The 22,363-nt window shown below is 62.3% G+C and carries 17 protein-coding genes; 5 read left to right on the forward strand and 12 right to left on the reverse strand.

What is annotated here, in order from left to right; genetic code table 11:
- Nucleotides 1-36: 36 nt before the first annotated feature.
- Nucleotides 37-1,476, forward strand: a complete 1,440-nt coding sequence (gene cls / locus NTD85_RS27515; protein WP_262143743.1) for a cardiolipin synthase — start codon at nucleotides 37-39, stop codon at nucleotides 1,474-1,476.
- Between the two features lie 44 nt (nucleotides 1,477-1,520).
- On the opposite strand, the gene cfaB is transcribed toward cls, so the two are convergent.
- The 5 genes from cfaB to hflK (NTD85_RS27540) all read right to left on the reverse strand — a co-directional run bounded on the left by cfaB (nucleotide 1,521) and on the right by hflK (NTD85_RS27540) (nucleotide 8,882).
- On the reverse strand, nucleotides 1,521-2,708 hold the full coding sequence (cfaB, locus tag NTD85_RS27520) for a C17 cyclopropane fatty acid synthase CfaB (RefSeq protein ID WP_262143744.1): 1,188 nt from the start codon (nucleotides 2,706-2,708) through the stop codon (nucleotides 1,521-1,523).
- Between the two features lie 210 nt (nucleotides 2,709-2,918).
- Nucleotides 2,919-4,826: a heavy metal translocating P-type ATPase gene (locus NTD85_RS27525; RefSeq protein WP_103484021.1), complete on the reverse strand. Its 1,908-nt coding sequence runs from the start codon at nucleotides 4,824-4,826 to the stop codon at nucleotides 2,919-2,921.
- Nucleotides 4,823-5,884 (reverse strand): protease modulator HflK, encoded by a 1,062-nt coding sequence (hflK, locus tag NTD85_RS27530; RefSeq protein ID WP_262143745.1) that lies wholly within the window; start codon nucleotides 5,882-5,884, stop codon nucleotides 4,823-4,825. The genes NTD85_RS27525 and hflK (NTD85_RS27530) overlap by 4 nt, the downstream gene beginning before the upstream one ends.
- Nucleotides 5,881-6,924: a protease modulator HflC gene (gene hflC, locus NTD85_RS27535; RefSeq protein WP_262143746.1), complete on the reverse strand. Its 1,044-nt coding sequence runs from the start codon at nucleotides 6,922-6,924 to the stop codon at nucleotides 5,881-5,883. The genes hflK (NTD85_RS27530) and hflC overlap by 4 nt, the downstream gene beginning before the upstream one ends.
- Entirely contained in the window at nucleotides 6,921-8,882 is a 1,962-nt protein-coding gene (gene hflK, locus NTD85_RS27540) for a protease modulator HflK (protein WP_262143757.1), read from the reverse strand. The genes hflC and hflK (NTD85_RS27540) overlap by 4 nt, the downstream gene beginning before the upstream one ends.
- Before the next feature lie 210 nt (nucleotides 8,883-9,092).
- On the opposite strand from hflK (NTD85_RS27540), the gene lpdA reads away from it, so the two are divergent.
- Entirely contained in the window at nucleotides 9,093-10,493 is a 1,401-nt protein-coding gene (lpdA, locus tag NTD85_RS27545) for a dihydrolipoyl dehydrogenase (RefSeq protein WP_003229736.1), read from the forward strand.
- Between the two features lie 111 nt (nucleotides 10,494-10,604).
- Here the strand turns inward: lpdA and NTD85_RS27550 are convergent, their stop codons facing one another.
- Nucleotides 10,605-11,078 carry an Lrp/AsnC family transcriptional regulator gene (locus NTD85_RS27550; RefSeq protein ID WP_103522514.1) on the reverse strand — a complete coding sequence of 158 codons (474 nt, stop codon included), beginning with the start codon at nucleotides 11,076-11,078 and terminating at the stop codon, nucleotides 10,605-10,607.
- A 144-nt stretch (nucleotides 11,079-11,222) separates the two neighbouring features.
- Here NTD85_RS27550 and NTD85_RS27555 point away from each other — a divergent pair, with 144 nt between their 5' ends.
- Nucleotides 11,223-11,852, forward strand: a complete 630-nt coding sequence (locus NTD85_RS27555; protein ID WP_262143748.1) for a LysE family translocator — start codon at nucleotides 11,223-11,225, stop codon at nucleotides 11,850-11,852.
- On the opposite strand, the gene NTD85_RS27560 is transcribed toward NTD85_RS27555, so the two are convergent.
- Genes NTD85_RS27560 through NTD85_RS27585 form a run of 6 tightly spaced genes read right to left on the reverse strand, consistent with a single transcriptional unit; the run spans nucleotide 11,849 to nucleotide 20,056 of the window.
- Nucleotides 11,849-13,990, reverse strand: coding sequence for a hypothetical protein (locus NTD85_RS27560; protein ID WP_262143750.1), 2,142 nt, complete (start codon nucleotides 13,988-13,990; stop codon nucleotides 11,849-11,851). The two genes, NTD85_RS27555 and NTD85_RS27560, sit on opposite strands and share 4 nt — an antisense overlap.
- A complete protein-coding gene (locus NTD85_RS27565) occupies nucleotides 13,977-15,170 on the reverse strand; it encodes a DUF3142 domain-containing protein (protein ID WP_262143751.1) in 1,194 nt (397 codons plus the stop codon). The genes NTD85_RS27560 and NTD85_RS27565 overlap by 14 nt, the downstream gene beginning before the upstream one ends.
- A 47-nt stretch (nucleotides 15,171-15,217) precedes the next feature.
- On the reverse strand, nucleotides 15,218-16,036 hold the full coding sequence (locus NTD85_RS27570; RefSeq protein ID WP_003229744.1) for a class I SAM-dependent methyltransferase: 819 nt from the start codon (nucleotides 16,034-16,036) through the stop codon (nucleotides 15,218-15,220).
- A complete protein-coding gene (locus tag NTD85_RS27575; RefSeq protein ID WP_262143752.1) occupies nucleotides 16,030-17,184 on the reverse strand; it encodes an acyltransferase family protein in 1,155 nt (384 codons plus the stop codon). The genes NTD85_RS27570 and NTD85_RS27575 overlap by 7 nt, the downstream gene beginning before the upstream one ends.
- Nucleotides 17,181-18,485: a glycosyltransferase gene (locus tag NTD85_RS27580; RefSeq protein ID WP_103484014.1), complete on the reverse strand. Its 1,305-nt coding sequence runs from the start codon at nucleotides 18,483-18,485 to the stop codon at nucleotides 17,181-17,183. The genes NTD85_RS27575 and NTD85_RS27580 overlap by 4 nt, the downstream gene beginning before the upstream one ends.
- Entirely contained in the window at nucleotides 18,479-20,056 is a 1,578-nt protein-coding gene (locus NTD85_RS27585) for a glycosyltransferase (protein ID WP_262143753.1), read from the reverse strand. Before NTD85_RS27585 ends, NTD85_RS27580 begins: the two co-directional genes overlap by 7 nt.
- A 427-nt stretch (nucleotides 20,057-20,483) precedes the next feature.
- On the opposite strand from NTD85_RS27585, the gene NTD85_RS27590 reads away from it, so the two are divergent.
- Together NTD85_RS27590 and gmd are read left to right on the forward strand one after the other, a co-directional pair.
- Nucleotides 20,484-21,398 (forward strand): GDP-mannose 4,6-dehydratase, encoded by a 915-nt coding sequence (locus NTD85_RS27590; protein WP_003229752.1) that lies wholly within the window; start codon nucleotides 20,484-20,486, stop codon nucleotides 21,396-21,398.
- Entirely contained in the window at nucleotides 21,395-22,363 is a 969-nt protein-coding gene (gene gmd, locus NTD85_RS27595) for a GDP-mannose 4,6-dehydratase (protein ID WP_003229754.1), read from the forward strand. Before NTD85_RS27590 ends, gmd begins: the two co-directional genes overlap by 4 nt.

A 22,363-nucleotide genomic window follows, 5' to 3' on the forward strand; every position in this document is an offset into this window, starting at 1 on the left:
TGTTACGCATTGAATCTTCAGGAGCAAGGTTGCCCCATGGATTATTTTGGACCGCACATTTTCGGTTATCTGATCGCTCTTATACATAGCCTCGGCTTGATCGCCGCGATCCACGCGGTGCTGACGGTGCGCACCGCCCAAGGCTCGATCGCCTGGGCATTGTCGCTTATTTTCATTCCTTATCTGACCCTCATCCCCTACCTGGTGTTCGGCCGCAGCACTTTCGACGGTTACATCAAGGCGCGCCGTCAGGCCAACGAACAGATGCGCCAGGCGATATCCGAGCTGAACTGGCGCCCGTGGGTGGAAGAAGCGCTCACCGCCCGCGCGTCGAAAGCCTATGCCTCCCTACGTGCCATGCCCAAGCTGGGGCGCATGCCGTGCCTGGCAAACAACGAAGTGCAGCTGCTGGTGAATGGACACGCCACCTTCGAGGCGATTTTCCAGGCAATCGATCAAGCGCGCGAAGCCGTGCTGATCCAGTTTTTCATCATCCATGACGACCGCCTCGGGCAGCGCCTGCGCGATCTGTTGCTGAAGAAAGCGGCTGAGGGCGTGGCGATTCATCTGCTCTACGACCGGATCGGCAGCCACGCCCTGCCCCACAGTTATGTGCAGGCGCTGCGCGATGGCGGTATCGAGGTCAAAGCCTTCGCCACGCGCAGCGGCTGGCTCAATCGCTTCCAGGTAAATTTCCGTAACCACCGCAAAATCGTCGTGGTCGATGGCGTACTCGGCTTTGTCGGCGGGCATAACGTCGGCGATGAATACATGGGCGAGAAGCCGCCACTGGCGCCATGGCGCGACACCCACGTGCAAGTGCGTGGGCCGGTGGTGGCCTGCATGCAGGAGTCGTTTGCCGAGGATTGGTTCTGGGCCGCGCGCACGTTGCCGCCGCTGATCCTGCCGGACGTATACCCGGAGGACGGCGTGCTCTGCCAGTTGCTGGCAAGCGGCCCGGCCGATGCCTACGAAACCTGTTCGCTATTCTTCGTCGAAGCAATCCATGCCGCGACCGAGCGGGTGTGGATCACCAGTCCTTACTTCATTCCCGATGAGGCCGTCTTCGCCGCGTTGCGCCTGGCGGTGCTGCGCGGCGTCGATGTACGCCTGCTGCTGCCATCGCGCCCCGATCACCGCATCGTCTACGCCGCTTCCAGCCTCTATGCGTTCGAAGCGGTGCGCGCCGGCGTGCGGGTGTTCCGCTACGAGCCGGGGTTCCTGCATCAGAAAGTGGTGTTGATCGACAGCGAGATCAGCGCCATCGGCAGCGCCAATCTGGACAACCGCTCATTTCGGCTGAATTTCGAAGTGATGCTGCTGACCGTCGACTGCGAGTTCGCTGCCCGCGTAGAGCAGATGCTCAACGATGACTTCGAGCAGGCTTACGAAGTCGCCAAAGAAGAGAGCCGGGAAGTCCACCGCCTGCAACAGCTCGGCATGCGGATCGCCCGGCTCATTTCACCGATTCTCTAGCAAGCCCCATCACCCTCTCCGAGCGAGAGGGCATGGTTCAGGCATCAAGGGTGGTAGATGTCGTCGCGAGTCCAGGGCAGTTCATGGCTGCCATCCGGATGCGCCTTCACCGCGAGAATCTGGTGCAGATTGATCCAGCCACGCGCGAACGCGTAGGCACATCCGGCCAGATACAGCCGCCAGATACGCAGCGCCTGATCCGGCACCAGTTTCCCGGCGGCTTCGAGGTTGTCCTCCAGGCGCTCGCTCCAATGGTCGAGTGTGCGCGCGTAGTGCAAACGCAGGCTTTCGACGTCGACGATCTCCAGCCCGGCTTCACTGATCTCGGCCGAGATCATCGCCAGGTGCGGCAGCTCGCCGTTGGGGAACACGTATTTCTCGATGAAGTCGCCGGCGCCGCGGCCTACCGGACGGCCGTCGGTGTGTTTGGCGGTGATGCCGTGGTTCATCACCAGACCGCCCTCCTTCACCGCGCCGAACAGGACCTTGCAGTACTCAGCGAGGTTGGCGTGGCCGACGTGTTCGAACATGCCGACGCTGACCACCTTGTCGAAACGCCCGTCCTGCGGCAGATCGCGATAGTCGAGCAATTGCAGTTCAACCTGGTCTTCCAGGCCCTCGGCCTCGACGCGCTCGCGGGCCAGTTCCAGCTGTTCCTTGCTCAGGGTGATGCCGAACACCTTGGCGCCGAATTCACGCGCCGCGTAACGGGCCAGACCGCCCCAGCCACAACCCACGTCCAGCAGGTAATCGCCCGGCTGCAAACGCAGCTTGCGACACAGATGCCGGAACTTGGCTTGTTGTGCCTGTTCGAGGGTTTCACTGCCGGTTTCGAAATACGCGCAGGAATACGCCATGTCGCTGTCCAGCCACAACTGGTAGAACGCGTTGGACAGGTCGTAGTGATAGGAAATGGCCTTGGCGTCGGTTTCCTTGTCGTGCACCGAACGCACAGGCTGTGCATCGTCGTCCTCATTGAGCAAGGCGCTGCTCAATTCGTCGCAGACCCGGATGACCTCGCTGATCGAGCCTTCCAGCTCAAGCTTGCCTTCGACAAACGCCGCCCCCAGCGCGTCGAGACTTGGATGCGAGAGCTGGCTGACCATCTGCGGGTCCTTGACCACGATGGTAACGCTGGGCGCCGGACCCAGATTGAACTCATGGCCGTCCCAGAGCCGCAGGCGAAGCGGAAGCTGCAGATTCTGTAAGGCTGGTGGAAGTTGCGCGAGCATGGAAAATCCCCCTTGTTTCAGACGTCAGATCTGAGGGTAGACCATCCTTGAAAAATAGCAGGCTATCGATTTAATTAGCCGACACTATCGTTCCAGACGCTCCAACATGCCGTCATGCACTCACTGTTTCAGCCCAGATAACGGCAAAGAAGTGTGCGCCCTCTTCCATAGATGACTGTCTATTCGGCGCACAGTTCGATGAAACTCGCTTCAGTGATCATCCTTGAGTTTGAGCAATGGCTCCTGAAACCGCAGCAAACGCCCGGCATTGCCCAACACCAGCAGCGTACTGAGGTTGTGCAATAGCGCGGCAATCATTGCCCCCGCCGCGCCGAGCCAACCGAATGCCGCAAACACCACGATCGCCAGGGTCCAGCCCAGACCGATGATCACATTGACCTGCAAGGTCCGCCGGCACTGGCGACTGAGCCGTACACAAGTGCCGAGGCGGCGCAGGTCACTGCCGATCAATACGATATCTGCCGAGGCCAGCGCGATGTCGGCACCGCCGGCGCCCATCGCCACGCCGACCACGCCGGCCTTGAGCGCCAGCGAATCATTGATGCCATCACCCACCACCATCGGCCGGAAACCGTTGTCGATTTCCTTGAGCACGCGGTTGAGTTTGTCCTCGGGCAGCGCTTGGGCTTCCACCTCTTGCAGGCCCACTTCGCGGGCCAGTGTCTGGGCGACACTCTGGCGATCGCCGGTCAGCAGCAGTTGGCGACCCAGCCCCAGTTCGCGCAATTCATTGAGGGCAAAGCGGGCTTCCGGTTTGACGCTATCGGCCAACAACAACCAGGCAACAAACTCGCCATTCAGCGCCAACCCGGCGATCGGCCCATCGTGCTCGGGAACGGTCGTCGTGACGATGCCCAGTTGCGCGAACAGTTCGGGACGCCCCAGCGCCGCCTCGCCTTGCGCGGTCATGGCCACGACCCCGAGGCCCTGACGCTCGTGAATGTCCGTCAGCGGCAGGCTCTGCTCCTGACTGACCAGCCCCGCCAGTGCCCGGCTGACCGGATGACTGCTGGCCGCGCCAAGACTGGCCGCCAACGCCATGACCGCGGACTGTTGCAGACGCGGGCTGTTGATCGATTGCAGACGCAAGGTGCCATAAGTCAGGGTGCCGGTCTTGTCGACCACCAACGAGGTGAGGTCCGCCAGTTCTTCGAGAAACGCCGAACTGCGGATCAGAATGCCGTGGCGCGCCGCCACCGCCACTCCGGCAATCGCCGTGGCCGGTGCCGACAGCACCAAGGCACAGGGACAGGCCGCCACCAGCACCGCGAGCATCGCTTGCGCGTCATTAGTGACAAACCAGGTCACCGCCGCCAACAGCAACACCAGCACCATGTAGCTGCCGGCATAACGTTCAAGCAGGCGGGTGATCGGTGGCTTCGAGCGTTCGGCGTTCTGCATCAGCGCGATGACTTTGCCCAGCGTCGATTGATCGCCGGTACGGGTCACCTCAATGCGCAGCAAGCCGTCGAGGTTGATCGCCCCGCCAAACACCGTCATACCCACCGCCGTTTCTACCGGGACCGATTCGCCGGTGATCGACGCCGTGTCAAGGCTGGCCTGACCGAACAGCACCCGGCCATCCGCCGGCACCCGATCTCCTGCACGCACCTCGACCGTATCGCCGGGTTTGAGCGTGCCGTTATCGACTTCGATGATCGAGCCGTCCGCCTGAATCTTGCGCGCGTGGCTGCGGGTCAATTGGCCGAGAGCATGAATCGCTTCCTGCGAGCCGATCACGCTGCGCTCTTCCAGCACATGGCCGAAGATCATGATGATTGGCAGCAACGCCGCCGTCAGCAGATCGCCGGTCGCCCACGCACCGAGCATCGCCAGGGCAATCAGTTGATCGGTGATGCCGTGCAGGCTTGGATAACGCAGGCTGTACCACGCCGAGCGCATCACCGGCACCGCCACTAATAAGGAGGCGAAACCCAGCAGCAACTGACTGACACCGGTTTGCTCCGGCACCAGCCAACGCCAGATCAGACCGAGGCCGAGCAAGCCAAGGGCGAGCATCGCCAGGGTCAATTGCCGTGCAGCGCGGCGCTGTTCGGCCGAGGACAACAAGCTCGGTGCGGCTGTGGTCGCGGTCATTTACTGGCTCCCTGAATGATCAGGCGGGAATCGTCTTTCGGATCGACCGTGGTCACGGAACCGGCCTGCCCGAGAATCTTCGGCATACGTTCGCGGTACAGCCGCAGCAGCATCTGCGGGTCGGTGCCCTGCTGCTGCGCCTTGGCCAGGCTCAGTACCGTGGCGGTGTCGGCCGACGCCTTAGCCAGCCGCTCACCGGCCTGCGCATGGGCCACTTGCAGGGTGCGGTCAGCTTGCTCGTTGGCGGTCTGGGTGAGCTTTTCCGCCTCGGTGCGTGCATTGGCGACGGCTTTGTCGGCTTGTTGGCTGGCGGTCAAAACGGCATTGAACGCGCTGACGGCCGGGTCGGGCAGACTCGATTGAACATCAACCCGCGCCACTTCGATGCCGATGCCCTGCCCGCTCGCCTTCAATTCAGCCAGACGCTTGTTGATGCCTTGCACCAGATCACCGCGCAAGCGTTCGCGGCGCTCAGCGGCCTGATTGTCGGCACCGATCAACTCCGGTCGAGCGACCAGAATCGTATCCAGATCCCGTGCGGCGGTCAGGGACACAGCGCTGCGCGTGACCAGCCGATCCAGTGCCGGCAGCACATGGTAGCCCTGCAATACGAAGTCATAGGGATCGGTGACTTTGTAAAACACCCGCACATCCAGTTGCACCACGCCGGCGTCGCCGGTCAGCAAATAGCCGGAGCCAGCCAGCGCATCACTCAAGGGTGTGGCGAAAGTCGCAACACGATCAGCCTTGATCGCCTCGCTGCTGCGCAGCAGATTCTCCACTCGGCGCTCAATCACCCGATCCGCCGCTGGCAGCAAAACCACTTGCTCGAACGGCTGCGGCCAGGCCAACAACAGGCCGGCATTCTGGATGCGCTGCAGTGCGCCAAAGTGCAGAACCACCGCGCGATTCTGCGGATCAATCTGCCGCACATTGGAAAACGCCCAAGCCAACGCGGCCAGTACGGTCACTGCGTACAAGGCGAAAAACGCCAGGCGTCCGGCCTGAATCCACGGACTGCTCAGCGAATGTGTTCCACGTGGAACTTCATCACTCATGGCTGCGATCCGGATTTATTTTCGACATTCGGTGGGCCGTCCACCAATACCCGGAACGGCGCAGCGTCGGTGCGCAGGATCAGCTTGGTATCCGGCGTCACGATGGTGCCCAAGGTATCGAGCGAGCGCAGCAGGTTGTACAGCTGCGGCGAGCCAGCGTAGGCGCGTCCATAGATCTGCGCGGCTTCGACTCGCGACTGCGCTTCGATTTCTGCCGCTTTCACCGTGGCATCGGCCTGCACAATTCGCGCATCGCGCTCGGCAGCAGAACGAATCTGCGCGGCTTCACGCTTGCCGATGGCGGTGCGCTCAGTGGCAATTGTTTCACGCTCGGCGCGCATCCGATCAACCGTGGCCGTGAGGGTCACCGAAGGCAAGGTCAGGCGTTCGATGCCCACCTGCACCACGCGCACACCGTAAGTCGCGAGCAACTGTTGGTCGATTTGCTGACGCAGTTGCGCTTCGAAATCGGCAATACGCACTTTGCTGGCATCGGTGTTCACCAGATCCGCTAGGTCGAAACTGCTGGCGGTGGTCTCCAGCGCCGAACCGACAAAGGTGCGAATCTGCCGTGCCGCTTCGTCCGGCTGGTTCTGCACCGCGCGCATGAAACGCTGCACATTGTCCGGGTCGCCCTGCACCTGCCACGCCACGTAAGCCTGAACGATGATGCGCAAACCATCGCGGGTGCCGACATCCTGCAAGCCGCTGGAAGTGGTACGCAGGCGCAGGTCCACCGGGATCGCCGCCTCGAACGGTGCCGGCCAACGCCAGCTCAAACCGGGATCAAGCAACACTCGCGACGGATTGCCGAAACGGGTGATAACGGTCGCCTCGCCCGAGCGCACCTGCACCAGGCTTGCCGCAGCGATGGCAAACGCCACCAGCAACAGCGCCCAGCCCATCCGCCGCCACGGGAACGGCCCCGCCTCTTCCGGCGCACCGTGGTGATGGTGATGATGCCCATGATGATGGTGCCCGGCATGACCGTGATCGTGGCCGCTGTGGTCATGGGAATCGTGAGTGTGCGACTGGCTCAAGGGGCAACTCCTGGTTGAGCGGGGGTGCGCGCGGGCGTCGGATCAGCCGGCAGCGTGAACGTACGCAGGTCGATGGTCGGCGCATTGCTGCTGCCGCCTAAACGGTGGTCGAGTACCAGCAGTTTGGCCTTGCTCAGGCCGAGGCTGAGCTGACTCAGATATTGTTCCAGCACGAATGCCTGGCCGGCGCTGGCGTAGGCTTTCTGTTCAGCGCTGAACTTCAGTTCCGCCGCCTGCGCTGTGGCGTTGATTTCACGGGCGCTGGCACTGGCCTGATCGCGGGCGAGACTGGCCTGCAATTGCGCCTGATTACTGGCTTCGGCCGCCGCACCGCGCTCACGGGAGATCAACGCCTGGGCGCCGATCTGCGCCGCTTGCACGCTGTGGTAAGCGTTGGCAGCACCGGCTGGCGGGTGAATCGCTTCCACCACCGTGGCGAGAATTTCCACGCCGCTGTTGAGTTGCTGCAGATCATTTTGCACCGCGCGGCCGATTTCCTCGCCCAGCCCTACCCGGTCGGCACCGAGCAAACCGTCGAGGGTGCGCGAGGCGAAATCATGAACCAGAATCCGGCTCGCGGTGCTGCGGATCAGCGTCGGTACATCGGCACTGTTGTAGGTAGCCGCCAAGGCATCCTGATCCCGCAGGCCGATGCGATAGACGAAGCGCACGTCCATGTTGACGATCTGAAAGCTCTGCTGATCGCCACGGCTGCTGGCGATCACCTGGGATTTGTCGTTGACGTGGCTGGCATCCCACAAGCGGTTGGCGGTCATCGGCGCCGGGGCTTCGGCTGGCTCGGCCTGGGTCGGCGCAGGCGCATCACCGACGCTGGTTGCCAACTCATGCACCACGCCGTTCTCGACGCTCAATACACGGCCCAGCGGCCACGGCAACCCAGCGTGCAATCCGGGGCCGAACACCTGCACCGGTTTGCCGAAACGCTCGTAGATACCGCGCCCTTGCAGCGGGATTTCGTGGATCCCGGTCAGCATCCAGCCGACGGCGGCGACCAGCGCCAGCACCGGCAGAAAGGCGCGGCGCATGTAGCTGAACGCCCAGATCTGACGCAGATCGATGCCGAAACGATTGTGCAATTCGTGCTGCAAGGCCAGCAGTGGCTGCGGCGGCCAGCGCAGCATGTCAGCGACAAAACTGCGTGCCAGCAGGGTCGGTTCGAGCTGCTCGCGACGGGGACTGAACACCGACAGGACCGCGCGCAATAGCAACTCGATCGCGACCAGTCCCGGCAAGATTCCAATCAATACCGCAAGGCGCACGGGCCACACCGAAGCCTCGCTGGCGAACAGCAGACACAATGCGCCCAGCACCAGACTGATGATCGCCACCCGCGCCAATTGTGCGAGGTTTCCGGCTTCCGGCCATTGCGCCGGGTTTTCCTGAGCCAGTTGCCGCTCCAGCACCAGCAAGCCGAAACCCAACAGCAACATCAGCGCTGCGCCCACCGTGGCCGACAAACCGACGGTCGCGGCCGGCAACGCGAGATTCCACACCTGTTCGATGCTGAGCACTATCAGCACTGACCAGCCACCCAGCCACAACGCGGCCGCGCCGATCTGACCGAGCAGGTGCAGGCCGCGCTGACCCAAACGCTCCAGCAGCCGTTCGTACCAGCCATCAGGGGCCGTTTGCTCGACCTCGTTCAGCGGTTCCTGCGCCACCGGGTGCATGACCCGCGCACGCCATTGCGTCACCCACCACGCCGACTGCAGGCCAGCGACCAGCACCAGCAACGCCGCGCCCAGATTCATCAGCAACGCCGGCCATATCGATTGCGCGGCAAACAGCTCGACAAACAGCGCCAGCACCCACCCTGCCCCGGCCAACGCGCCGAGACCGATGGCCAGACGACGCAATCGCCGCCCCTGCGTGGCCGCTTGTTGAAAGCGCGGCAACCCGGTCACTTGCGTGCCATCGACATCCAGATCGACTTGCATATCACCCCAAAGCCATTGGTTCATTCGCCCATTCGTTACGATATAACGAAAAGCGTGAAATATTCGTACACAAATGCACTTATCTAAAGATGTCCAACCTGTCGCTTGCCTGAAGCCTTGACCGAAATGTCCGGAAATGCACATATTACGTACGTAATTTTATTCGACCACTACTTTTAGCGATCCGCATTCCCAACCTGGAGTAACAGCATGAGCAACTATGACGTGGTGATTCTGGGCGGCGGCCCCGGTGGTTATAACGCGGCGATCCGCGCCGGCCAGTTGGGCCTGAAGGCTGCTTGCGTGGAAGGCCGCGCCACCCTCGGCGGCACTTGCCTGAACGTCGGTTGCATGCCATCCAAGGCCTTGCTGCATGCTTCGGAACTGTACGACGCGGCCATGGGTACCGAATTCGCCAACCTTGGGATCGAGGTCAAACCCACGCTCAACCTCGCGCAAATGATGAAACAGAAAGACGAGAGCGTGAGCGGCCTGACCAAAGGCATCGAGTTTCTGTTTCGCAAAAACAAGGTCGACTGGATCAAGGGCTGGGGCCACATCGATGGCCCGGGCAAAGTCACGGTGAGCGACGATCAAGGCAACAAAACCGAGCTGAGCGCCAAGGACATCATCATCGCCACCGGCTCCGAACCCACGCCCCTGCCCGGCGTCGAGATCGACAATCAGCGCATCCTCGACTCCACTGGCGCGCTGTCGCTGAGCGAAGTACCCAAGCATCTGGTGGTGATTGGCGCCGGGGTGATCGGCCTGGAGCTGGGCTCGGTCTGGCGCCGTCTCGGTGCGCAGGTGACCGTGGTCGAATACCTCGACCGCATCTGCCCCGGCGTCGATGGCGAGGCCGGCAAAACCCTGCAGCGCTCGCTGAGCAAGCAAGGCATCAGCTTCAAGTTGAGTTCGAAGGTCACCAGCGCCACGACTTCGGCCAGCGGCGTACAGCTCAGCGTCGAACCTGCAGCGGGTGGCAGCGCCGAGTTACTGGAAGCCGACTACGTGCTGGTCGCCATCGGCCGACGCCCGTACACCAAGGGTCTGGGCCTGGAGAACGTCGGCCTGAGCACCGACAAGCGCGGCATGCTCGCCAACCGCCAGCACCGCACCGAAGCCTCCGGCGTGTGGGTGATCGGCGACGTGACATCCGGCCCGATGCTCGCGCACAAGGCCGAAGACGAAGCGATGGCCTGCGTGGAACAAATCGTTGGCAAGGCCGGCGAGGTCAACTACGACCTGATTCCCAACGTCATCTACACCCGCCCGGAGCTGGCCAGCGTCGGCAAGACCGAAGAACAGCTCAAGGCCGAAGGACGCGCCTACAAAGTCGGCAAGTTCCCGTTCACCGCCAACAGCCGGGCGAAGATCAACCACGAGACCGAAGGCTTCGCCAAGGTCCTTGCCGACGAACGCACGGACGAAATCCTCGGCGTGCACCTGGTCGGCCCGAGCGTCAGCGAAATGATCGGTGAGTACTGCGTGGCCATGGAATTCAGTGCCTCGGCCGAAGACATCGCGCTGACCTGCCATCCGCACCCGACCCGCTCCGAGGCGCTGCGTCAGGCGGCGATGAACGTCGAAGGAATGGCGACACAGATGTAGTCAGCAAAAGTTTGGGTGACCGGACGACCCCTTTCGCGAGCAGGCTCACTCCTACTGAGGAGCGCGATCAATTGTAGGAGTGAGCCTGCTCGCGATGAAGGCCACACGGTTTCAATCCGGAAGATGCCCCAACGGCAACGCCCCCGGGGTTTTCACCGTGTGAATCGCAAAGTTGCTGCGAATGTCACTCACCCCCGGCAGCTTCAGCAGGCAGCCGCTGAGAAACCGGTCATACGCGCGCAAGTCCGGCACCACCACCTGCAACAGAAAATCCGACTCCCCCGACACCAGAAACGCCGAAATCACCTCCGGCAACGCCGTCACCGCCGCATAAAAGGCTTCGGCCTGTTCATCGTTGTGGCGCTCGACCTTGACCCCGACAAATACCGTCAGCCCCAGTCCCACTTCATCGCGATCAAGGTTGGCCTGATAGCCGCGAATCACCCCGGCCTCCTCCAGCATCCGCACCCGGCGCAGGCACGGTGACGCCGACAGGCCGATCTCGTCCGCCAGCTCGACGTTGCTCAGGCGTCCGTCCCGTTGCAGCGCGGCGAGAATCTTGCGGTCGAAGGCGTCGAGTTTCATGTTTGGCAGATCCTGATGGTCAGATCGAAAAAAGAAAGCAGGTTATGCCAATACTGACCCATTTTGAAGCCGACTACGCAAGCACCTGCCCCACCCTTCGGCCATAGACTGAGCCGACCGAATCGACAACGAAAGGGCGGCAGCATGGCGGGTATGTGGATGTTTTTTCTGGCGCTGGCGGTGGTGTATCTGTTGCCTGGGCCGGACATGATCTTGCTCTTGCAAACCGGCGCCCGGCAGGGCCGCGGCGCCGCGCTGGCCACCGCGGTGGGCCTGGCGATTGCTCGGGGATGTCATGTCGCATTGGCGGCGTTGGGACTGGCGGCGCTGTTCAAAGCCGCGCCGTGGACGTTCGACGTGGTGCGTCTGGCCGGGGCGGCCTATCTGCTGTGGATCGGCATTCAATGCCTGCGCAGCACCTTGCTGCCGAACCTGAATGCCGCCGGTGTGACCGACATCCACGGACAATGGCGTGAAGCGATCCGCCGTGGCTTGCTGACCAATCTGCTCAACCCCAAGGCGCTGCTGTTCTGCTCGGTGCTGCTTCCGCAATTTATCGTCGCCGACGGTGCCCCGGTGCTGACGCAGTTCGCCATCCTCGGCATGCTGCTGGTGGCTGCCGGTCTGCTGTTTGACTCGACCTACGCGCTGATCGGCGCCGCATTGGGCCGCTGGCTGCAACGCAGTCCCTCGGCCCAACGCTTTCAACAGTGGCTGTTCGGCAGCCTGTTGATCGGCTTCGCCCTGCGCCTGACGTTCGTGCAACAGGCCTAGTCTTTGCGCGCCGCCCGGCGTTGCCGACGAGTGATCAGGAACAACGCAACGCCGACCACCAGCACCGCCCCACCGATCTGCACCGGCCATTTGTAAGGGCGCAGTGCCGAACGCGCGGCATCGGTGACTTGGGTGACGTAGCGCTTGTCGGCGTTTTCAAAGTCCGGGTACGGGCACTGATGGCCGAAATCCACCGCCCACGGCACGTACGCGCCTTCCTTCACATAGCGTTCATAGAGATCGCTCTGTTCCTGCAAGCTGCTGTTCCAACCGGCGGCGTTGCACAACACGGCAGCAAACGCCTGACTGGTGTGCGGCAGGTTGTCGGCGGCACGACTGGCCAGCGCGGTGGCAACGAAGCGGTAGTGATAACGCTCGTCCGGCTTGGCTTCGCTGGCTTGCTGACGTTTGACTTCGTCTTCAGCCACCAGCGGCCCGACGTTCAGCGCGGCGTTTTCCAGGCTGTAGTTGCCGCCGAACGTGGCGTAATCCGGTGCCATCTCGTAACCGAGAATATCCATACCCCACTCGCGAGCCGTCCACGCAGCGTTGTACAACGCACTGGCGCGTTTGGTCGGCCACCAGGCGCTGTCGGCTTTTAGACGCTGCTGGCCGTAGAGTTTCGCTTTGTTTTGCAGGTCGGGATTGTCGAAGTAACCGACCGCTTCTTCATACCGCCCCTCACGCAACAGACGTCGGCCCAGCAGATTGCGCAGGCTGGCGGCAACCGGCAACTGCACATAGTTGTCGCGCTCCTGCTGGGTCAGCGGCGGTGGCGCCGGCACGTTGTCATCGACGTAGCGTTTCAGTTCATCGACCGTCAGCACCCGCTCGGCCACTGTCGCGGCGTCGAACCAATAGATGTTGTTGCTGCGGTACAACTGAACAAAGGCTTGCAGGTATTCACCGCGTTGCAGCGCCAGGATCGCGCTCTCGCCTTCGACCCGGCATTTGGGCTGAACGGTTTCAAAGTCCCAGTCCTGCGTGCGCCGATAGCCCCAGTCCTCGGTCTGCGGAAAGGCCTGCGCGGCTTTGGAATAGGCGGCAGCCGCGGCATTTTTATCGCCGTCACGCACCGCCAGTTTGGCCCGCAACCACCACGCAAGGCCGCCGTCACCGGCGTGTTCGAGAAAGGCCTTGGCGTTGGTGTAATCGCCCTGTTGATAATTGACCGCCGCCAGCCGGTCGGCGTTGTCGAAGCTGCCGCGGGTGCTGTTCTGCAGGAGCTTGACCAGTTTCTTCTGGTTTGGCGGCTCATCGCCGAATGACCAGCCCTGACGACTGATCAACGAGGCGGTGACCAGTTGTTGCACCGAAGGGTGTTCGAGCAACTTCGCCAGTTGCTCCTCGGGCAACTGCGCCAGATCATTCATCAGCAGCTTGAGCGAGGTATTGCCCACCGCCGAACCGTGCAGGTTCTGCGCTTCGTACAATTCGATGGCGCCGGCCCAATCGCCCGAAGTGCGCAGTACCCGCGCCTCTTCGCCGAGGCTGGCGACGCCCAGTTCTAACGGGTCACTGAAACCGTCGATGCTCAACTGACGAGCCTGGCGGAAGGCATCTCGTGCCTGTTCCAGTGCATCGATGGCGTTGTTGGCCTCGGTACTTCTGGCCACCCACGCACGGCCCAGAGAGTATGCCGCCCAAGTGCTGCGCAACGGCCGTTGCTCGGCCGGCAACGCCAGCAACTGGCGGAAATACTCGGCCGCCAGTTGATAGTCGCCCGCGCCAAACGCCACGGCACCGGCCAGGTACAGGCGAATCTCCGCCGGCAGGCTGGCGCCCTGCACATCGACCTGATGCGCGTCGGTCAGGCTGCGCAGCTGTTTGACCAGCGCTTGCTGTTCGGCTGTGAGACCGGCCTGCTCGGCCTTGTCACGCTGATTCGCAGGCTCGGTCGGTTCAGCGTAAAAATCGTTGGGGTTGTAGGTCGCCGCGGTGACGTTCTTCAGCCCGGGAATGGCTTTGCCCAGGCGGCTGAGCTCAAAGTTGAAGTTGCCCTCCGGCAGCTCGGCCAGGGTCTGCCCGCGATTGTCGAGCAGGCGCATCGGGAAGTCCGGGCCGCAGGCCAGCGCCGAACCCAGCGGCAGGCTGAGGCTCAGACAGAGCAGATGGCGGGGCCAGTTACGGGTCAACATGCGAACCTCCTTGATCAATAAATGCACAGCGCGCCCAACCAATGGCGCGTTGCCCGCCCGCCGGCAGACGACCGTCGCGCTGGCGGGTGAAGGTAAGCAGATCCGGGCCTTGTTGCAACGCATAACCGGCGAGCGCGTCGGCGCCTTCGCAATCGCGCGCCTTCACGGTGATGCGTGCGGGCCAGGCGTTGTCGAGGTTACCGCGGTTGTTGAGGGCGATGTCATAGAGGCCATTACTCTCGCTGAGCGTCAGGCTCAGTTGACTGCTCAATGCTTCGCCACGGGCGACGGCACGCAGCGTGCTCAGGCTCCAGGCGCGACGATCGTTGACCAGCGGCAGGCGAAACCAGATCAGACCGGCCAGATGCGCCGGGCGATCCTCCCGCAACTCCTTGGCCAGTCGGCTCAATTGCTGCGGATCGGCGAGCAATTCGCGCCGTTGTCCGCCGCGCTCAAGTGGCACTTCACTTTCCACCACCGGGGCGCCGTCAGCATCGGGCAACAGCGCCACACCGTAGGCCGGCAGTGCCAGATAAAACGGTTTGTCGGTTACCCGCCCCCAAGCCTCGGCCCAGCGCCGCGCCTGCTCGGGGTCGAACAGACCGCGACGCGGATCGCTGACCGCATGCACCTGCAGCACACTGCTGTCGACAGTTGCCAGCAGCGCCGGCAGTTGCGGACTGTCGAGCCAGGCCGGCAACGCAGTGATGCTCAGCGGCAGGCTGGCCGGCAATGCGCCGCGCAGATGGAGAAGGAATTCGGTATAGGCCGGCAGACGCGCATTCCCGGCGTCGTGATCGATCTCGATGCCGCTCAGGGTCAGCCCCTGCCCTTGCCAGTCCGCCAGCACCTGAAGGATCTGTGCCGTGACTTGTTGTTCGTCGAGCGCCTTGAGCTGGCCGTCAAGCCGGATCACCGCAATCAACGGCCGAGCATCCCGTTTGAGCAACGCCGGATCGATGCGCGCGCGGCTCCATCCGGCATTCGGAAAGGCCTGCAACGCCAGCACCCGCAGCGTCGAAAAGTCGCCGCGACTGTCTTTCAGTGCAAGCTCATGAGCCGGCGTCCAATGCCGCTGCCAGACGTAGAGCTGCTGATCGAGCGGCGCTGCATCCTGTCGTTCACAGGCGCAGAGCAACAACACAGCCAGCATGGCCGACAAGCCGACGATAACGCGCATACCTTGCAGATCCCTGAGACATCAGGCTGCAAGGTTACACAAACCGCTCAAGGCTTGCGGGCAATGATCACCTGACTTTTCGCCACCACCGCATCCAGCGCCTGCTTGATCTGCGCGCCGCGTGGCGAGTCGAGCACGGTTTGCCAGGTGTTGGCCCAATGCTCGAGCAACGGGTGATCCGGGTTACTGAAATCGACCTTGGCCTCCCAGAACAGCAGCATCCACATCGACCAGTAAAAGCCGTACTGGCTATGGCTGATAATCTCCAGCCCGGCATCGCTGACCATTGCCTTGAACTGTTCTTCACTGATGATGCGAATGTGATTGGGCTTCTGGAAATACTCCGGCGAGGCAATGTCCTTCTGCAGGTCTTCGGAACTGGGGTGCGGCACACTCAGCAGGTACAGCGCGCCCGGCTTGCCGACGCGCACCAGCTCGGCGAGAAATTGCGCCGGATCGTCGACGTGTTCAATCACTTCGGTGGACACCACCCGAGTGGCGGTGGCGTCGGCGATCGGTAGCGGGTTGCAGTCGGTGACATGGCATTCGATCTCACGCGCCGGCGTATCGCTCAGGCGCTGGCGAGTAGCCTCAACCTTGGCACCGTCGATGTCGGCAATGATGATCTTCGCCCCACGCATGCCGCAAAAGTACACGTTGCCGCCGTCCCCGCACCCCACATCAAGCAGGATGTCGTCCGCACTCACCCGGAACCCGGTGAACAGCTCGTCGGTCTCCTGGTTGAACCAGCCGCTGAGCTTCGCGTCGTAAAGGCCGAGCATGTACGGGTCGACTTTGTCCGCAGCAGACGGCGCGGGGACCGGCGCAGGCGACGCTGCCCTGAGTTTCTTCAAAAGGCTCAGCATGAGGTGGCTCCAGAGGATGTGACGGCGGTTCGCGAAGTATCGAGGCGACGCACCAGCGCAGCGCCGCGATTGCGCATCGGCATTTCGATAAAGCGGTAATTGAGTTCACTGAGCAGCACGATCAGGCCGAACGCCAGCAGGATGCTCAGTACAGGGTGCCCGGCCGCGTTCGGCAAACCGGCGCTTTGCAAGCGGAAGATCAGCTCGCGAACCAGCAGATAGGCCGGAATATGGATCAGGTAGATGCCGTAGGACCGACTGCCGATCCACGCCATCAACCGTTGCAGACCACCGGCCGGCAGCAGGTAATCGCGGTTGTACGAGGCGATCCACACCAGCAGCGCGCTGAGCACGGCAATCGAGCCGATGCGGTAAGAGGCGAAGGTGAAACGGTCGGTGGCCATGTAGCTCAGCAACAGTGCCAGCAAAATCAGCGTCGATACGCCGGCCCATGGCCGCTGCAGGAACGTCGGCTGCCAGCGCTGATAACCCGGCTGCACGCTCCACATCGCCAGCAACACGCCGAGGGCCAGCGCATCGGTACGCACCACCATCAGCATTGGCGTGCGCAGGGTGAACAATTGCACCGCCACCAGCGCCAGCAATACCCAGACCAGGTGTTTGCGGCACACCAGAATCAGCAGCGGGAACAACAGGTAGAACTGCTCCTCCAGCGCCAGGCTCCAGTAGACGAAGCTGCTGCCGTATTCGTAGTTAAAGAAACTGTCGGCAAAGCGGAAGTTCGCGTACTGCAACACTCCCGCCAGCGTCGCTTGCAAGTTGGCGTGCAGGGTGCCGAACGCCCCGGAGCGGTTGAGAAACACGCAGGCCAGCAGCATCAACGCCAGCCACAACCACGCCGACGGCAACAGACGAAATACCCGTCGCAACCAGAAGTTACGCGTCTGCGCCCAGTATTCCTGCCGGGTCGTACAAGCTCGCAGCGCCGGGATCAGGCTGCGGGCGATAACGAATCCGGAGATCGCGAAAAACAGATCGACGCCCCACCACGACTGCGCCCAGGCGTGAATGTTTCCCAGCAGAGGCACCCGATCGGTGAACAGGCTGCCCTGCAAATGATGAAACAGCACACCAAGCACCGCGATTGCCCGCAGCACTTCGATGTCCATGATCCGTTTGCTGCTCATGCCCCGGAAATCTCTACATGGGCGGCAGGCAGGCGGTCGAACAACTGCGTCAGAAACATTTGTAAACGCTGCTCGGCCACTGACTGACTGCAGAAACCCTGCAGGCTGTTAATCGCTTGCGCTGCCATCTGCGCATACCGTTGCGGATCGTGTCTGGCCACCTCGTAGCTGGCGCGATAGGCCACGCACAACGACGCCCAGTTGGTCACGTAGCGCAAGGTGCGGAAAGCACTGCGCGGGTCGTGCGGCCAGGCAGTGAGTTCATCGGTGGAGTCGATCAGGAACGCATTGTCGGCGCTCAGGTAATCGATCATCGCCGTGGTGCGCGGGGCGACCGCCGGTTTGCCGCAGGACATGAACTCCATCAGCGGCAGGCACTGGCCTTCGCCGTAAGAGGTGTTGACCACGTAGCGGGTCGCCTGCACCAGTCGTTCGTAATCGGCATCCGCCAGATAGCCATAGATCAGCACGATGCGGCAGCGATAGGACTGGTTCTTGTACAGGTGATGGAGGATGTCGCTCATCGCCAGTTCGGCATCATGGTGGGTGAGCTTGAGCACCAGCGTCGCGTCATCGTTGTCGCGGAACGTCACGCAAAATGCGCTGAGCATGTCTTGCCAGTTCTTGCGCCCGTCGCCGGGGTTGAACACCGAGGTGTAGACCACGCCGTCGAGCAGCAACTCCTGCTCGGTCACCGGGGCCGCAAAATCAATGCCGACGCCGCTGCGCAGTTGCAGCGGAGCGTACGCGTTCAGGTCGAGCTGGCGACTGTCGGCCACCAGGCCCTTGATCTTCAGGCGCAGCGGGCCCGCCTGCGGCTCACGTGGCAACTGCGCACCGCGTGCGGCAAAACGATCCCACACCGGCGCCGGCACCGCGACAATCGGGTAATCGGCCCCCATCGCCTCGCGCACGGCATTGACCGTGTAGCTGGAATGAGTGATCGCCGCACCGCAGGCGCGCAGCACGGTGCGCCAATCGTTGCGCGGCTCACCGGCAAACGGCTCGTCGGGGATGGTGCTGAACTCCCAGGCGAACACCGGCAGCGTCGGGCACGCCAGGTTCAGCGGCGTGCGGTGCGGCGGCGAAAACGACAGGAACACGCACGGCTCGCCCCGGGCGGCGCACTCCCGATAGAGCGCGTCGACTTCGGTCTGCGGATCGAGCACTTCCACCACCCGCCCGAGCCGCTCGAGTACCGGCCGGTATTCCTTGAGCACGAAGTAATAGCTGTACTCCGAGCGTCCCAGGTTCTGCGCGATGGTGTGCTGGTTGGTTTCCGAATAAATGATGATCAGCATGAGGCGTTATCCGTCACTGACACAGCCTGCGGCGTGTGTGCAACCAGCCCGAAGAAGTCCGCCATACGTTGCTGCACGGGCGCGAAAGCGCAGTATTGGTGCATGCGTTCGACCGCGGCCGTGGACATGCGCCGATAATCCTGCGGCTGAGCCTTGGCCATCCGATAACTGCTTTCGTAGGCGTTTTTCAGTGAACCCCAGTCCGGCCGGTGGCGCAGCGTGCGATAGATAAGACGGCTGTCCTGCGGCCAGATGGTCAGTTCCTCGCTGGACTCGACCACGAACGCCACCGAATCGTCGATATAGTCTTCCATCGCAGTGTGATCCGGCGCGATCACCGGCTTACCGCTGGACATGAACTCCATCAACGGCAGGCACAGGCCTTCACAGCGCGAGGCGTTGACGTAAAAACTGGCGGCTTCGTAAAGCCGCGCGTATTGCCCGTCGTCGAGGTAACCGTGCAGCACCAGCACCCGGCAGGCGAACGGCGACAACTGCGCAAGCAGGGTCATCAATTCGCTGTAGTAGGACGTCAGATCGTTATGGGTAATCTTGAGCACCAGCGTAGCGTCGGGCTTGTCGCGAAAGGCCCAGCAGAACGCGGTGACGATGTGGTGCCAGTTCTTGCGGCCGTCCCTGGGGTTGAACACGCTGACGTAGACCACGCCATCGACACGGGTTTCGACAACCGATGAGGTGTCCGGCAAATCCAGAGGCGCAGGTTCGATGACCGGCACGGCGGGGGCGCCGGCGATGTTCGGCAAACGCTGTTCGAGCCAGGCATGCGCCTTGTCTGACAGCAGATCGCGCACACCTTCCCAGTACCAGTGATGCAGAAACTTCACGCGTGGCACCGCCGGTACTTGCTCGCGGCCTGAATCCAGAACCCACAGACGCAAGTAGTGGCGGGCGATCACAAAGCGCCGCTTGAGGGTCAGCGGTGGCGGACGCGCAGCCTCGATTTCAGCGGCCAGCGCTGCCTCTTCCTCGGCAGTCGGCGGTATCGGAATCAGCGCGTCGGCAGACAAGCCCAGCGTGCGGCTATCGAACACGCAGCCCTTGATCGCCAGCGTTGTGCCGGGATTGACCGGCTCACTGACGTGACGTGCGCGGATGGCAGCGAAGTTTTCCCACAGTGGCGTCGGCAGTACCAGCACCGGGAAGTCATCCCCCATGGCCCGGCGGATCGCCCGCGCAGTATGGCTCGACAACGTGATGACCCGGCCCTGACGTGCGAGCATCTGCGTCCAGTCCTGGCGCGGGTCATTGTCCCATTGCTCATCGGGGATCGAGTCGAACTCCCAGGCCACCACGCAGACGGTCGGGCATTCAAGGTCGGTCGGGGTTTTCTGCGGCGGGGTGAAGGAGAGAAACAGGCTGTCTTCGCCGGCCACGCGCAATTGGCGGTACAGCGGATCGACGTCGGCGCTGGAGGACACCACATGCACCCGCCCAAGGCTTTCCAGCACCGGACGATAGGCCTTGAGCACGAAGTAATAACTGTATTCGGGACGCCCGAGACTCTGGCTGATGGAGCTGTCGTTGACGTCCGAGTAAAGAATGAAATTCATGGCATCCCACGATGAAGTCGCCATCCCGGCCGCTTCAATCCATGACGGCCAAGCGCTGGATCGTGGTCGGCATGCCGGCACTCGTCCTGCGTCTTCGGGCCCGTCTTTGTTCTTGTTTTAGTGGTCGGTTGCAGCCGGGATTGCAGTCACTCTGAACAACACCGGGAGAACGCGACGAGGGGCATTCTAAACACATCCGTCGGGGATTCGCGAACCACCCGGCGAGAATAAATCAGGCTACTCTGACGAGAACTGACCAGTCACGGTTTGGCCTGTTGAAATTGCTGCGTAATTGGCACAGATTGGCAACCAAACAACTACAACAATGACTTCGCCCGATGTCCGACCGGTATTTACAAGCGTTCTGACAGACACGCCCATAGAGGCTGTGGGAAATGGCGAAGATTCAAGACCAAGGGGTCGCGGTTTGAAAAAGCGTCTGTTCGTCACGGGGCTGGGTGGATTCGTGGGGCAACATATCCAGTCGCGTCTGGCGTCGCCTGATTCGACATGGCAGCTGCTGCCTGGCGCATCGCCCTACGACCTCACGGTGCCGGACAGTCTCGTCGACCTGTGGCCGCAATTGCCCGACGCGGTGATTCATCTGGCCGGCCAGACGTTTGTTCCCGAAGCCTTCCGCGACCCGGCCCGCACCCTCGAGATCAATCTGCTCGGCACCCTCAATCTGTTACAGGCCCTCAAGGCTCGCGGTTTTGCCGGCACGTTCCTGTACGTCAGCTCCGGCGATGTCTACGGCCAGGTCGCCGAGTCCGCCCTGCCGATCACCGAACAACAACCGCCCTGCCCGCGCAATCCCTACGCGGTGAGCAAACTGTCGGCAGAATTTCTCAGCCTGCAATGGGGCTTGAGCGAAAGCTGGCCGGTGCTGGTGGCGCGGCCGTTCAACCACATCGGCAGCGGGCAGAAAGACAGCTTTGTCATCGCCAGCGCTGCGCGCCAGATCAACCGCATCAAACAGGGCCTGCAAGCCCCGCAACTGGAGGTCGGCGACATTGACGTCACGCGGGACTTCCTCGATGTCGGCGATGTGCTCTCGGCTTATTTCGCACTGCTGGAAAAAGGCACGCCGGGGCAGGTGTACAACATCTGCTCGGGCCGCGAGCAGAGCATCCGCAGTCTGATCGAACAGCTGAGCGATCTGGCGCAGGTCCAGGTGCAACTGGTTCAGGATCCGGCACGCATGCGTCGTGCGGATCAGCGTCGCGTTTGCGGCAGTCACGCACGACTGACCCAAACCACAGGATGGACGCCTGAAATCACAACACAACAATCCCTGCGGGCGATCCTGTCCGACTGGGAGCAGCGAGTACAACAAGAATGAAAAGTGCATTGATCACAGGGATCACCGGACAGGACGGTGCCTATCTGGCCAGACTGTTGCTCGACAAGGGTTACAAGGTTCACGGCCTGGTTGCCCGGCGCAGCAGCGATTCGCGCTGGCGCCTGCGCGAGATGGGCGTCGAAGCCGACATCGAGTACCTCGATGGCGACATGGCTGACGCCTGCTCGGTGCAGCGCGCAGTCATCAAGTCAGCCCCGGACGAGGTCTACAACCTTGCCGCGCAAAGCTTTGTCGCCGCGTCCTGGAATCAACCGGTAACCACCGGCATCGTCGATGGCCTGGGCGTGACTCACCTGCTCGAAGCGATCCGCCAGTTCAGCCCGCACACACGTTTCTATCAGGCCTCCACCAGCGAAATGTTCGGCCTGATCCAGGCCGAGCAACAGGACGAGAACACCCCGTTCTACCCGCGCAGCCCCTACGGCGTGGCCAAGCTCTATGGCCACTGGATCACCGTCAACTACCGCGAAAGCTTCGACCTGCACGCCAGCAGCGGCATCCTCTTCAACCATGAATCACCGCTGCGCGGCATCGAGTTCGTCACCCGCAAGGTCACCGACGCTGCGGCCCGCATCAAGCAGGGCAAGCAGCAGGAACTGGCCCTGGGCAACATCGACGCCAAACGCGACTGGGGTTTTGCCGGTGACTACGTCGAAGCCATGTGGCTGATGCTGCAACAGGACAAGCCTGACGATTTCGTGGTCGCCACCGGCGTCACCACCACCGTGCGCGAGATGTGCCGCATCGCCTTCGATCACGTCGGCCTGAACTACCGCGACTACGTGAAGATCGACCCGGCGTTCTTCCGCCCGGCCGAAGTCGAAGTGCTGCTCGGCAACCCGGCCAAGGCTCAGCGCGTACTGGGCTGGAAGCCGAAAACCGATCTGGACACCTTGATCCGCATGATGATGGATGCGGACATGAAACGCGTCGCCAAGGAGTAG

Origin of the sequence: Pseudomonas sp. 13B_3.2_Bac1 (genome assembly GCF_025466205.1) — a bacterium.
Taxonomy (GTDB): domain Bacteria; phylum Pseudomonadota; class Gammaproteobacteria; order Pseudomonadales; family Pseudomonadaceae; genus Aquipseudomonas; species Aquipseudomonas fluorescens_H.